Source organism: Hydrogenophaga sp. RWCD_12 (assembly GCF_046604225.1).
GTDB lineage: Bacteria > Pseudomonadota > Gammaproteobacteria > Burkholderiales > Burkholderiaceae_C > Hydrogenophaga.
This window is the reverse complement of sequence record NZ_JBKIXC010000004.1, coordinates 203,572-215,584: the sequence shown is the minus strand read 5'-3', so window position 1 is coordinate 215,584 and position 12,013 is coordinate 203,572. Positions and strand designations below refer to the sequence as shown.

Annotated in this window: 13 protein-coding genes; 5 read left to right on the top strand and 8 right to left on the bottom strand. The window is 60.6% G+C overall.

Annotated elements, in window-relative coordinates; genetic code table 11:
* Positions 1-17 precede the first annotated feature (17 nt).
* The 5 genes from ACLIJ1_RS16435 to ACLIJ1_RS16415 all read right to left on the bottom strand — a co-directional run bounded on the left by ACLIJ1_RS16435 (position 18) and on the right by ACLIJ1_RS16415 (position 3,606).
* Entirely contained in the window at positions 18-407 is a 390-nt protein-coding gene (locus ACLIJ1_RS16435; protein WP_411366617.1) for a cupin domain-containing protein, read from the bottom strand.
* A 207-nt stretch (positions 408-614) separates the two neighbouring features.
* Positions 615-1,580 (bottom strand): hypothetical protein, encoded by a 966-nt coding sequence (locus tag ACLIJ1_RS16430; protein ID WP_411366616.1) that lies wholly within the window; start codon positions 1,578-1,580, stop codon positions 615-617.
* On the bottom strand, positions 1,577-2,512 hold the full coding sequence (locus ACLIJ1_RS16425) for an NAD(P)-dependent oxidoreductase (protein WP_411366615.1): 936 nt from the start codon (positions 2,510-2,512) through the stop codon (positions 1,577-1,579). The genes ACLIJ1_RS16430 and ACLIJ1_RS16425 overlap by 4 nt, the downstream gene beginning before the upstream one ends.
* Positions 2,513-2,772: 260 nt before the next feature.
* Entirely contained in the window at positions 2,773-3,048 is a 276-nt protein-coding gene (locus ACLIJ1_RS16420) for a DUF1272 domain-containing protein (protein ID WP_411367024.1), read from the bottom strand.
* Between the two features lie 93 nt (positions 3,049-3,141).
* Positions 3,142-3,606 carry a RidA family protein gene (locus ACLIJ1_RS16415; RefSeq protein WP_411366614.1) on the bottom strand — a complete coding sequence of 155 codons (465 nt, stop codon included), beginning with the start codon at positions 3,604-3,606 and terminating at the stop codon, positions 3,142-3,144.
* 345 nt (positions 3,607-3,951) lie between these two features.
* Between ACLIJ1_RS16415 and ACLIJ1_RS16410 the strand changes: the two genes are divergently transcribed.
* From ACLIJ1_RS16410 to ACLIJ1_RS16395, 4 genes are all read left to right on the top strand, one after another.
* Complete coding sequence (locus tag ACLIJ1_RS16410; RefSeq protein ID WP_411366613.1) at positions 3,952-4,785, top strand: PhzF family phenazine biosynthesis protein; 834 nt, start codon at positions 3,952-3,954, stop codon at positions 4,783-4,785.
* Positions 4,786-4,956: 171 nt separating this feature from the next.
* Positions 4,957-5,847 (top strand): NAD(P)-dependent oxidoreductase, encoded by an 891-nt coding sequence (locus tag ACLIJ1_RS16405; RefSeq protein ID WP_411366612.1) that lies wholly within the window; start codon positions 4,957-4,959, stop codon positions 5,845-5,847.
* Positions 5,848-5,875: 28 nt separating this feature from the next.
* A complete protein-coding gene (locus ACLIJ1_RS16400) occupies positions 5,876-6,472 on the top strand; it encodes a LysE family translocator (RefSeq protein ID WP_411366611.1) in 597 nt (198 codons plus the stop codon).
* Between the two features lie 32 nt (positions 6,473-6,504).
* A complete protein-coding gene (locus ACLIJ1_RS16395; protein WP_411366610.1) occupies positions 6,505-7,401 on the top strand; it encodes an EamA family transporter in 897 nt (298 codons plus the stop codon).
* 62 nt (positions 7,402-7,463) lie between these two features.
* Here the strand turns inward: ACLIJ1_RS16395 and ACLIJ1_RS16390 are convergent, their stop codons facing one another.
* The 3 genes from ACLIJ1_RS16390 to ACLIJ1_RS16380 all read right to left on the bottom strand — a co-directional run bounded on the left by ACLIJ1_RS16390 (position 7,464) and on the right by ACLIJ1_RS16380 (position 10,793).
* Positions 7,464-8,588, bottom strand: coding sequence for an aminotransferase class V-fold PLP-dependent enzyme (locus tag ACLIJ1_RS16390; protein WP_411366609.1), 1,125 nt, complete (start codon positions 8,586-8,588; stop codon positions 7,464-7,466).
* Positions 8,585-9,472 carry a DMT family transporter gene (locus tag ACLIJ1_RS16385; RefSeq protein WP_411366608.1) on the bottom strand — a complete coding sequence of 296 codons (888 nt, stop codon included), beginning with the start codon at positions 9,470-9,472 and terminating at the stop codon, positions 8,585-8,587. Before ACLIJ1_RS16385 ends, ACLIJ1_RS16390 begins: the two co-directional genes overlap by 4 nt.
* 160 nt (positions 9,473-9,632) lie before the next feature.
* Positions 9,633-10,793: an MFS transporter gene (locus ACLIJ1_RS16380; RefSeq protein ID WP_411366607.1), complete on the bottom strand. Its 1,161-nt coding sequence runs from the start codon at positions 10,791-10,793 to the stop codon at positions 9,633-9,635.
* A gap of 318 nt (positions 10,794-11,111) precedes the next feature.
* Between ACLIJ1_RS16380 and ACLIJ1_RS16375 the strand changes: the two genes are divergently transcribed.
* Positions 11,112-11,996 carry a CmcJ/NvfI family oxidoreductase gene (locus tag ACLIJ1_RS16375; protein ID WP_411366606.1) on the top strand — a complete coding sequence of 295 codons (885 nt, stop codon included), beginning with the start codon at positions 11,112-11,114 and terminating at the stop codon, positions 11,994-11,996.
* The last annotated feature ends 17 nt before the right edge of the window (positions 11,997-12,013 follow it).

Genomic DNA, 12,013 nt, shown 5'->3' with positions numbered 1-12,013 from the left:
AGCTTATAGCTTTCGAGTCACCCATATGGTGTGCCATCGCGGTGGGCGAACTTCCACTGGCCCTCGACGAGCATGGCCATGAGATCGTCGTCAGGGTAGGAGGCTTCGTCTCCTTGCGATCTGTCCCCGACTTCGAGATAGACGACTTCTTCGGCGGTCTCGTTCATCAGACGGTGGCCATTGCCCGTTCCCGCTTTGAAGCCTGCGCACATTCCTGGCGAAAGCAGTTGACGACCCTCGTCTGTGTGAAGGGTGGGATTGCCTTGCAGTACGAAGACGAATTCATCTTGCCTGGTGTGCGCGTGCCGGAGGGCAGACACTGCGCCGGGAGCCAGCGTCGTGAGGTTGACACCAAAGTTCTTGAGTTGAAAGGCATCACCCAGTTGACGTTTGTTTCGTCCGGCCATACGCGAAGCGAATGGCTCCGGATACACAGACGGCCTGCTTCGTACGGCTACTTCGGAGGCAACCAAAGCAACTGGTGGTTTTTCGTTTGACATAAGTCCTCATCTGAGATGGATGAATGGATGCGAAAGTGCAGCCTCCAACACTGGCTTCATGCTGCAGCCATCGTCCGAGTGCAGTTGCATTCCTGCGGTGCGGTGCGAGTTCGGTCAACCCTTCAGGCCGTGTGCCGCGAAATTCAGAATCTCCACGGTCGGCCGGTCCAGGAGGCACAGGGATCCGATCAGCCGACCTGATGCGCCCAGGGCGTGTCGCTGTGTATCACTACCTTCCCCTGTGACGACCTCGACACCGACACCCAATTCCTTCAGCCGAGCGGCGATTGGCAACTGAGTTGCCCATTTCACGCTGCTGTCCTTTGGATCGCCCAGCACAAACACTCGCAGCTTGGGGTTCATCACTTCGCGTCTCAAGTGCGGTAACGGCTCGTAGGAGTCGGCGTATCCGGTCAGGTCCGTCGTCCTTCCCATGTCCTCCCAACGCTGTCTGGGCGAAGAGACCGATGAGGTTGGTACTGCGCAGGTGATATCCGATCGCCATCCGAGCAGCGACGCAACAATGTGTCCTCCGCCGCTCAGACCGACCAAGGTCAGCTCCTGGATTCCGTGGCGCGTCTTGAGCTCGTCAAGTGCGTTGGACACAAGTTGTGGCTCCAGCCTTCGCCGGCGCTGCGTGTGTTCGCCAGAGGACCCGAAAGTGCCTGGGCGTGCAACGAGGATCAAAGGGACGCCAACTTTCAGCGCCATCTCATCCACCAATGACTGCATCTTTCCAGGGTTCAGGCTGGTGTACCCCGGCGCTGGCTGGTCGAAGGCGAGCTGATCACCGGGAATGTAGATCAGCGCGCGGGGATTTTTCGGCCCGTCCGCCAGACCATAGGCCCAGTAGCGCAAGCACTCCGCCTCTCCGGTGTCAGTGCGAGCCCATACCGCCACGGATACGGAGGAGCATTCCAGTTCAGTGGCGAAGACTCCGCGTGAGAGCGCCTCTGCGCCGAAGTTCTCATTGCCCTTTGGCATGGGTAGGCGCTCGGCAGATGCCATCACATGCGTTGCCCCCAGCATGACCAACACGGTGCAGTTGAGCCAGTGATGCAGTCTGAAGACGGGTTTCATGGTCTATTCCTCGCGTGTGAAACCTCTGAATCGCCTGCTTCCGAGCCACTGGCTTGGCGTGAACCGGTCCGGCTTTCGAGCGCCCTGACGACCCCGGCCATATCGAGTCCACCACCGTCGTTGCTGGCTGTCTCGCTGTACAGGTCCAGACACACGTCCATCAGCGGACTCGCGAGCTGGGCCTTGTTGGACGCCTCTGAAACCAGCTGCGCGTTCTTGAGCACGTCAATGATCGACGCCTGAACGGAAAAGTCCTGCTCCACCAACTTTGACAACTTGGTCTTCGACACGCTGCTCGCCATCGGTCCTGCGTCGAGCACGGCCTGCAGCAGGCGAACGTCTAGGCCGTTCTTGTCAGCGAAATGGTAAGACTCGCACAGGCCGGTCACCATGGTGATCAGGAAGAGGTTGACTGACAGCTTCATCAGCAACGCCGACGGAACCTCGCCGCACACGAAGAGCTGCTGGCACATGGGCGCCAACGTCTCGCGAAGCGCGGGTTCCCTCTCGTGGTCACCTGCAAGCATGCCAACGAGCTGACCTGCCTCTGCGGGCTTGCGTGAGCCGGACACCGGACATTCCACATAGAAGCCCCCGGCGGATCGCACGTCTGCAGCAAGCTCTGCTGAGTATCCGGGCGATGTGGTTCCCATGTGGATAACCGTGCGGTTGCGCACCAGGTCGTTGAATCCGGGCCGGCGTCGCTCCAGGACCTCGTCCATTGCTCCGCCGTTGGCCAGCATGAGGATCACGATGTCGGCGAGTTCGAACACCTGCCGGGCGGACTTTGCGACTGTGGCGCCGCGTTCCTGAAGCGGCGTGCAGCGTTCCAGCGATCGATTCCAGATGACCAGGTCGACACCGGCACCGATCAGGTTTGCCGCCATCGGCTGGCCCATCACCCCTATACCGATGAAACCAACCTTGCGCATGTTTGTTCGTATCCTTGAAGCTGTTGTGCTACTGCAGCGACATGTCTTGGGGTGCCCAGGCGCATCCGGTCATCCTTCCGCAGGCATGAAGCAATGGAAGGAACTGATTGCACATGCATACGCATTTGACGGAAAGCGCCATTTCCGACTCACTTCGGGATGATTCCGTCAGCTATGTTTACTTCGATCGCGACGGCACCGGTTCCAGGCAGCCCGCCTGTCCCAGCGTTGATCCGAGTCCGCTGCAAGGCGGATGCGACTCAACCTGTCGGAGAGGCTGTTGAATGAGGTGGATGTGCCTCGCCACAACCCGTAGGTTTGAAGATCCGCTCCGTGGATTGCGGGTGCCGGGACAGTGCCGCCGATGGTCGCCTCGGTCGACGCACCAACTCTCCACCGCAGTTGGGGCAGACGCCATTTAGCTTGACCTCCGCGCAATCGACGCAGAAGGTGCATTCGAAAGTGCAAATTCGGGCATCCACACTTTCGTTGGGTAAGTCCCGATTGCAGCACTCACAGTTGGGGCGAAGGGTCAGCGTGGCGTTGGGCGCCAGATTGGTCTTGGTGGTCTCTAGGGTTTGTCGGGTGCACACTGGATCGCGAAAGAACCGTGGATACGATGGCACTGATCACTCTGGCCTGCAGCGAATGGTCGCTTTCACAGTCAGCGGAACGCCGTTGCGCAAGGACGTCACACCAACAACCGATCTGGCGTGCAGGCCGGCGGGGCCAAACAGCGCGACCAGCAGATCGGATGCGCCGTCGAGGACCCGGGCATGGTCCTCGAAGTCCGGCGTCGTGTTCAACGATCCGTGCAGCTCAAGAATCTGCACCACTTCGTCGAGGCTCCCAAGCGCAGCCCTTGTCGCGGCCAGCAGATCGGTGCACGCCGACCGTGCAAGCACATAGCCGTCTTCGGTTGAGAACTCGCTTCCCAGGCGACCACGCGGATACACGCCATGAAGGGGAAGAGGCGCCTTTCCAGACAAGAAAAGGAGCGTTCCAGATCGAACGGCCGCAACGTAGTTGCCCGCAGGTCGGCTGCTGGTCGGTAGCTCGATGCCAAGGTCAACGATGCGATGTTCTGGGCTCATGTGACAACGGATGATGGAGATGCAGGCAGGAGATGCCTGAGCGCGAAGGGCGGGGTCTGCGGTGCAAGGAATTGACTCCGTGGTGCAACTGACTCTGGCACATAGCGGTAGAAATCGGTGAACGTTGTCCATTCGAGGCGACAACGTCAGTCCTGGCAAGCGCGCGATGCGTCGCTTCCGCGGTGGATTCGGTCAAGCGTCAGTCGCCGCTCTGATCCGAAACACGTACGGACGTACGGCTTTGTGATGCACCGTGGGAATGCCAGATTGCAAAGGAGTCGCTTGAGCCTTCCCGGAGCGCCGGTCTCCAATCTGATCGACGTGTTGTCAACGCAGCGGAGAACCATGAACATTCTGAACATCGCCGCATTCTCGGCAGGCGATCGCGGCGGAAACCCCGCCGGTGTGGTGATCGCGAATGTGCTACCTGCGGCTGAGGAAATGCAGCGCGTGGCCGCACTTGTCGGGTTCTCTGAAACTGTCTTTGCGGCGTCAACCGGGCAAGGCTGGCGCGTTCGCTACTTTTCTCCCCAGACCGAAATCCCATTCTGCGGACACGCCACGATTGCCCTTGGCGCGGCCCTGGCCGCTCAAGGCGGTGCGGGCGCTTTCCGACTTGACCTGAACCAGTCCGCGATATCGGTCGAAGGCTATCGGCAGAGCGGCAGTTGGGGTGCAGCCCTGCAGTCACCGCCGACCCGAAGCAAGGTGGTGAACGGGGCTGTGGTCGAGGATGCCTTGGGCTTGTTTGGCTATCGCTTTGATGACATTGACCCCCGCTTGCCGCCAGCACTGATTCACGCCGGTGCGGACCATCTCTTCATCGGACTGCGAGAGCGAGATCGCCTTGCCGCCATGGCATACGACTTTGCTCAAGGCCAGGCACTCATGCGGCAATTGGGTGTTGCCACCATCATGCTGGCCCACGCCCAGACGCCCCGCGTCTTCTATGTGCGCAACGCGTTCGCCTTTGGCGGAATCTACGAGGACCCCGCCACGGGTGCTGCTGCCGCAGCGCTGGGTGGCTTCCTGCGAGACCTCGCTTGGCCACATGAAGGGCGGATCAGCGTCCTACAGGGTGACGACATGGGCGTGCCGTGCCGCATTCGAGTCGAGATCGGGGCCCAAGAAGGTGCTTCAGTGCGAGTGTCCGGGACCACCCGTCTATTGGCTGCGTGAGTTCAAGGCGAATCGAGATTGGCCAAGAGTGTGTCAGGAAGCGCCTCAATGAAGGCTGGCTGAACACTGGTGAGTCGCCACTTGGGGCGGTTCAATGTGAATACAAAACGCGATGCCCGCGAAATTCCTTGCGCAGCCCGGCTGCACTTGTAGACCGTGATCTCCATCCCCATGAACCACTTCGGCAAAGACACTTCCCTCGGCTTTATCGGGCTGGGTGCGATGGGCATGCCGATGGCGGGATGGCTGCGGCAGCGAGGATGGTCCCTTCAGGTCTACGCACGGCGCGACGAGCCCGCTCATCGGCTGGTTTCCGCCGGTGCGAAACGCGCACAGAATCCACGGGCTCTGGGAAGTGCATCCGGCCTGGTGCTGTTGTGCCTGTCTGACGATGAGGCAGTCGAGCAGGTTTTGTTCGGTCCCGAAGGCGTCGAACAGGGAATAGCACGTGGCAGCGTCATCGTTGACATGAGCACCATCGGTGCCCACTCGGCGCGGCGCTTCGCCAAACGGCTGGAGGGTCGAGGCGTCGCATTTCTGGACGCGCCGGTCAGTGGCGGCCAGATGGGCGCCGTCGCAGGCACCCTAGCTTGCATGATCGGTGGTCACGAACCTGCCGTCGAAGCCGTTCGCGAAGTTCTCAGTGCGTTCTGCCGGAGCGTGACGCATGTGGGAGACGTTGGCGCCGGGCAGATCGTCAAGGCTTGCAATCAGGTTGCGGCCGCCTGTGACTTGTTGGGGGTTGCAGACGCCATTGCGCTCGCGCGCTCGCAGGGTGTGGATCCCGAGGTGATGCGGCAAGTTCTGTTGTCTGGCACGGCTCGAAGCTTCGTTCTGGAAAAGGACGGGCAAAGGATCATCGAAGGCAGCTTTCAGCCAGGCTTTCGAGCGCAACTGATGCGCAAAGACCTGCGTCTCGCCCTGGAGACCGTTCGTGGCCATGCGGAACTTCTGGCCACACCGCTCGCGGAGAGTCTGCTCAACGAACTCTGCGAAGCCGGGGGTGCCGATATGGACTGGTCTGCCGTGGGGAGTTTTTCCCAGCGGCGGAATGTAGGGTGATGGTCGGGCTCACAGACTGAGACTGCGTATGTCCGCTGAACAGGTCTTTGCCTTTTTCACCTTTTCGGTCGTCGCCGCCATCACGCCTGGGCCAAGCAATGCCTTGGTGATGGTGGCCGGTGCGCGCGCGGGTTTCGTCGGAGGACTGCCATGCCTTGCTGGGGTGGTGGTGGGCATGGCGCTGTTGATGGGCGGAGCGAACCTGGGGCTCGGTGGTCTGGTTCAGGCTTCACCGAACGCCGTTGTTGTGATCAAGGGCGCAGGCACTGCGTTTCTGTTGTGGCTGGCCTGGAAAGTGGCCAGCGCACCCCCAATGTCCGACCGAGTCATGGACGACGCCGTGGACTTCTGGAAGGCACTGGTCTTTCAATGGGTCAATCCGAAGTCGTGGATTGTCAGTGTCAGCGCTGCGGCCACTTACGGCGCAGGGCTCAGTGCCTTTCCGCTGGTTCGAGCGATGTGGTTGGCTTCGGTATTCGCCCTTGCTGCGGCACTGAGCTGCTTTGTCTGGCTGGCGTTCGGTGCTTCGCTCCAGCGCTGGCTGACAAACGAGACGCGATCGAGGTGGTTCAACGTATCGATGGGCATCGCACTGGCCAGCTCGGTGGTCCTGGTGCTTCACTGACCGAGTTCCTCGGTCACTTCACGGTTCACAGCATGCTGCTTCGAGATCGTTTGCTTCTTGTTGGTCTGACCGCCGTCTGGGGTCTGAATTTCTCCGTCATCAAGATTGCCTTGGTGGACTTGCCGCCCCTGCTGCTGGCCGCATTGAGGTTCCTGTTTGTGGCTGTGCCGGCCGTTCTGTTGCTGCCCATGCCAACCGCGCCGGTGCGCCACATCGCGGCCTACGGACTGACGATGTTCGCGATGCAGTTTGCCTTCCTATTCGCCGGCATGTCGTTGGGGGTAGGCGCCGGCGTGGCGTCATTGTTGCTGCAGTTCCAAGTGTTCGTGACTATTGCGCTGGCGCTAGGATTCGGCCGCGAGCGCCCCCTACTCACGCAGATCTTGGGCACCTTGATCGCTGCTGGCGGCCTGGCAGCTCTGGTTGCCGGCGCGCCTCAGGACGTATCGGGCCTGGGTTTGCTGCTCGTGCTGCTTGCCGCCGTTGCCTGGGGGGTTGGAAACACCTTGTCTCGGCGGCTGCTGGCGGGGCAAGCGGTCTTGCCATCCGTTGCCTGGGGCAGCTTGGTCAGTGTTCTCCCGCTCGCTGCAGCCTCGCTGTGGTTGGAGGGGTGGCCGGCTTGGAAAGCGGCACTTGCTGGAAGTCAGCCGAGTACCTGGGCGGCGTTGGCGTATGTCGTGTATCCCACCACCCTCGCCGGGTTTTCGCTTTGGGCGTACCAGTTGCGCCGCTATCCTGCCGCGGCCGTAGCACCCTTCACGATGATGGTGCCGGTGTTTGGTCTGCTCTTCGCGGTGCTCACTGTCGGGGAGCCATTGACTTCAGTTAAGGTGACCGCCGCTGTTGTGGTGCTCTTTGGTGTGGGCCTGTGCCAATGGGATCAGAAACTCAGCCATCTATTCATCACCACAGGACCGCCACGAGCATGACCCGTCTCTTTCCGTCGGTGCGGCCAGATCTGTTGCTCCCCTCCGAGCCACTTCTGACTGCGCTACGCGCGATTGCAGAGCGTATGGATCTCGCGGACGAGTGCATCAATCTCACCAGGCGCAGTACTTGCTTGAGGAGACACACGGACCACGGCCGCCAGTTCTCGCGTCTGCATATCCAGTGGTGTGAACGCTGCCTGATTGGCAGCGACTTCGATGCCTTTGGCCATGAGATGCGTCTTGACGTCGGTGGCAGTGCGGCCTTGGACTGCGAACGAAAGCAGCCCGTGCTCTGGACTGTGGTCGCAGAGAAATTTCACTTGTGGAATCGTTCGCAAACCCTCCCAGATGCCGCATGTGTTTGCAAGGATCTGCTGTTGCAGAGCTTCGGCTCCGGTCTCATGAAACTGCTCAAGGGCAGTCTTCAGACCCATATGCAAAGGGCAGGAAGTTGAAGGAGCTTCAAAGTGTCTTGCAGTGACCGATTCACCCTGTTCCAGCATGCCTTCGAAGGCACCTGCCTCCTGAAGATTGGCCAGGAAGCCGGATCGCATGTACATCAGACCTGTTCCCTTTGGACCCCGTAGCCACTTCCTGCCAGGCGTCGTCAGCACGTCACACCCTAGTACGTTCACGTCAACAGGTGCCTGACCAACAACTTGGGAGGCGTCCAGAAAGAATGGAACTCCGTGGGCATTTGCCACCGCACCGATCGCCTGCGCCGGCTCCAGATGACCGCCATTGGAACCAAGCCACGCCACCGAGATCAGCTTGACCTTGGGCGAAATCAGGCTCTTCAAACATTCAACGTTTGTCGCACCTCGGTCATCCGATTCCACTATTTTCACGATTGCACCCTTCTGTTGGGCCAGGTGCAACATGGCCTTGAGGTTCCCACCCCATTCACTCCTGGTCGTCAGCAGCACATCTCCAGACTTGATGTTGAGCACCTGAAGTGCTTTCGCCCATCCGGTTGTGTGGCTATCCGTCAGGGTCATGTCGGAAGCCGAGGCGCCAATTGCCTTGGCGGCCAGTTCAAGGAGTGTGTACCTCTCCGTGACTGTTGCTTGTTCCGCCATGAAACTGCCCAGTTGTGCTTCAAGCTCCAGTTGCGCCACCACAGCCCGCTTGGTTCGCTCGGTGATGATTGAGCAGCCTGCATGGTTGAAGTAGTTACGAGCGGTCATCTAGTTGCACGACGCCGCGCGTCGAGGCCAAGGGTTCCAAGAATGATTCCAAGCGTCAGTATGAAGAGGCCGCCAAGTTCGGTCGCTTCAAGGTGCTCTCCAAGGAGCAGTGTTGCCCCGCCCGCAGTCAACATGGGCACCGCTGCAGCGGCCAGGGCTGTGGCACTCGGGCCGATATGGGCCACTGCGGTCGAGTAGGCCAGGATGGAGCCGATGCCAACTGCCAGCCCCTGAAACGCAGCTTGCTGCACGATATCGCGCAATGGTGCTTCGAACAAGTGGCCTGCACTCAATGCCAGATAGATGGGCAGGTACATGGCCGCAGAGAAGACGGCCACCAAGGCTGCTGCTGCAAAGGGCGGCACCTTCCACCGGTTGGCCATCACTCCAAAACAGGACCAGCACAGCGATGCGCCGAGCAGCAGGAAGTCCCCGGAGACGGACCTGCGGTCTGGAGAAACCAGACTGGTTCCAATGATCGCGACAACGCCAGCGGTGATAGCGATCGAAGAGATGACCTGCCATCGGTTGGGCCAAGTGCGTTGCAGTGCACAGGACATCATGGCGGTCGTCAGGGGCAACGTGCCGTGAATGAGTGCACTGCCGTGCTGCGCTGGTGAGAGCGTGAATCCCCAGTAGGCGCAGAGAGCGAAGCCAAGGCCGCCCGATGCGGCCAACACGAGGGTGCGCCCTAGTCCCAGGCCACACTGGCCATATCTCAGCGCCAAGGGCAACATCGCCAGGCCGGCCACGGCGAATCTGAGAGCGGCCAGATCCCAAGGGACGAGAGCCGTGCGCAGCCCGTACTTGGAAACCAGGACAAAGCCCACAAAGAGCACGACCACGCCGCTGGCTGCGGCCACGCCGGTGACCTTGTTGCGCAACGCAGGGCCATCCGCCGAACTCATCGGCATAGCTGCAGCAGAGAGAGCCACTGAACAACGTTGTCCGGGTCCTGATAGGCCCTGAACACTGCAACGAGAGCCACGATCAAAACGACAGCCAGTGCTGGCACGGAAAGCGTCCGAATCGCTCGTGCTCTTTTCATGCCAGGCTGCGCGCTGTTGCGGGGTGGACGGCGCGATCATCGATGGGCAGGTGAAGCACTGCCGCGATCAATCCCAACGCCATGGCACCCATCCACACGAGGTCGTAGGACTGGGTCGTGTCGAACACGTAGCCTCCCAACCAGACGCCGAGAAAGGCCCCTACCTGGTGTCCGAGAAAGACGAAACCGAATAGGGTGCCGATGTACTGAACACCGAAGACCTGTGAGACCAGTCCATTGGTCAGCGGGGCTGTGCCGAGCCAGAGCAAGCCCATGACGCCGCAGAAGAGGATCACGCTGGTCGTGGACACGGGAAGCAGTACGAAGAGCGCCATCGCGCCGGTTCGGATCAGGTACACCAGGGCCAACAGGTTCTTGCGCCGGTAGAGGTCACCCAGGCGAGAGCAGGCGAAGGTGCCCACGATGTTGGTCAAGGCGATCACGGCCAGACCGGTGACTGCGAGCTGCGCGGGCACACCCTTGTCGAGCAGATAGGCCGGAAGGTGCGAAGCGATGAAGGCAAGCTGGAAGCCACATGCCAGAAAGCCCAGATTGAGAAGCCAGAAGCCACGATGCCCCAGCGCCTGACGGATCGCCGCACCCATGGTCTGCGCGGTTCGTTCTCCTGCCGTTTCGACAACGCCCTTGTCTCTGAGCTGCGGCGCGAGCACGACCATGGCCACCATGCCAGCGCCGAGAGCCAACAACGCCCAGTTCCAGCCGAGGGTGTCCTGCAGTGCCTGAGTGGCTGGCACAGCGACAAACTGCCCCAGGCCGCCGATGGCACCCGCCAGACCCATTGACCAGCCGCGGTCAGCCGCAGGAGACAGTCGACTTAGAGCGGAATAGACAACGCCGAAGGCAGTACACGACTGAGCTACGCCGACGAGAAGGCCGCATCCCAGATACAGCTCCATCGGTGTCGTGGCTGCGGACATCACGGCGAGGCCGAGGCCATACAACAGGGTGCCGACCGCGACGACCTTCGTACCGCCGAAGCGGTCAGAAAGCATGCCAGCGAAGGGTTGCGCAAAACCAAGTGCGAGATTCTGAATGGCCAGCGCGAAGGCGAAGGTTTCACGAGACCAGCCACGATCCATCGTCATCGGCAGCATGAACAGACCCTGGACGTGTCGTATGCCGAGTGCCAGGCCCATCACGAGCCCTCCGCAAAGGATTGGAAGCAACAGGCCCCTTCGATCGAGCCGAATCATTGGTGTGGAAGACATCCGAATCGTTTCAACGGCGCCGGCCGCTGCCTCATGCAATAGCAACACCTTTACTGTGCGGCCACCATTGGCGTGCGCTCAACCGATCTTTCGTACATCTGGCATGCGCCAAGCGAATACCGAGCGACGTTCATCGCATGAGCGGGACACATGCGAAGCCTGCGCATCTTTGGCTTGAGGCGCCGTTCGCCATGCGATGCAATGCCACGCATCCGCTACCTGCAGCGGCAACCACTGGAGCAACGAATGAACGAAACGCTCGCCCATCCCCGTGTCAGTTCGCCACACGCATGGCGGCCTGTGCAAAGCGCTGTCTCAGCCAGGCTTGGCTACATTGCCTCGTCTGAAGGGCGTCCGATCAACTACATGTACGACCCGCCAGAGGGTGTGACCAAGGAGAATTGCGAGTACGACTTCCGAGATGTGCGGATTGCCAATGCCCGCAGCCTGACGGTACCGCCGTCCGTTCATGCCGAGGGCTTCGAACTGTGGAGTGCGCCGTCGTCGGTACTGAACTTTCAGGAGCCTGACGAGATTGCCAGAACGTATTACCCGGAGTGCGTTGAGTTGGCTTGCGCGGCAACCGGTGGGTCGTCGGCGATTGTGTTTGATCACTTGCTGCGCAAGCGCGAACCGGGAAGGCCGCCATTGACGTTTGGGCGGTCCGGCGACGGCACCCAGCCTGGAAGTGTCGGACGGGTACACAACGACTACACCGACGAGTCCGGGCAACTCCGACTGGGGCGGGTCTTGCAAGATGATCAACGCGCTGCGATCGTTCGACGCTACTGTGTCGTCAACATCTGGAGGTCCGCCAAGGGCCCGATCGTCGACACGCCGCTGGCCGTCTGTGATGCGAGGACCGTTTTCGTTCGCGACATGGTGGCCAGCGATATCCGCTATCAGGACCGCACTGGCGAGATCTATCTCTTCGAGCATTCGGATCGGCATCGTTGGTACTACTACCCCGAGATGAATCGTGACGAAGCGCTTGTGTTCAAGCAGTACGACTCACAGGTCAGCGGCGTAGCAAGGTTCACGCCCCATGCGGCATTCGACTTGCCAGACATTCCAAGCGACGCTCCCCTGCGCGAGAGCATCGAAGTGCGGTGCCTGGTGATGTTTGATTGATCAACTGAAACCGATAA

Excerpts from the sequence above, each read along its gene's own strand:
- ACLIJ1_RS16390 (WP_411366609.1), bottom strand. The coding sequence starts at position 8,588 with ATGACCGCTCGTAACTACTTCAACCATGCAGGCTGCTCAATCATCACC.
- ACLIJ1_RS16430 (WP_411366616.1), bottom strand. The coding sequence starts at position 1,580 with ATGAAACCCGTCTTCAGACTGCATCACTGGCTCAACTGCACCGTGTTG.
- ACLIJ1_RS16400 (WP_411366611.1), top strand. The coding sequence starts at position 5,876 with ATGTCCGCTGAACAGGTCTTTGCCTTTTTCACCTTTTCGGTCGTCGCC.
- ACLIJ1_RS16425 (WP_411366615.1), bottom strand. The coding sequence starts at position 2,512 with ATGCGCAAGGTTGGTTTCATCGGTATAGGGGTGATGGGCCAGCCGATG.
- ACLIJ1_RS16380 (WP_411366607.1), bottom strand. The coding sequence starts at position 10,793 with ATGGGCCTGGCACTCGGCATACGACACGTCCAGGGTCTGTTCATGCTG.
- ACLIJ1_RS16415 (WP_411366614.1), bottom strand. The coding sequence starts at position 3,606 with ATGAGCCCAGAACATCGCATCGTTGACCTTGGCATCGAGCTACCGACC.
- ACLIJ1_RS16405 (WP_411366612.1), top strand. The coding sequence starts at position 4,957 with ATGAACCACTTCGGCAAAGACACTTCCCTCGGCTTTATCGGGCTGGGT.
- ACLIJ1_RS16410 (WP_411366613.1), top strand. The coding sequence starts at position 3,952 with ATGAACATTCTGAACATCGCCGCATTCTCGGCAGGCGATCGCGGCGGA.
- ACLIJ1_RS16435 (WP_411366617.1), bottom strand. The coding sequence starts at position 407 with ATGGCCGGACGAAACAAACGTCAACTGGGTGATGCCTTTCAACTCAAG.
- ACLIJ1_RS16395 (WP_411366610.1), top strand. The coding sequence starts at position 6,505 with ATGCTGCTTCGAGATCGTTTGCTTCTTGTTGGTCTGACCGCCGTCTGG.
- ACLIJ1_RS16375 (WP_411366606.1), top strand. The coding sequence starts at position 11,112 with ATGAACGAAACGCTCGCCCATCCCCGTGTCAGTTCGCCACACGCATGG.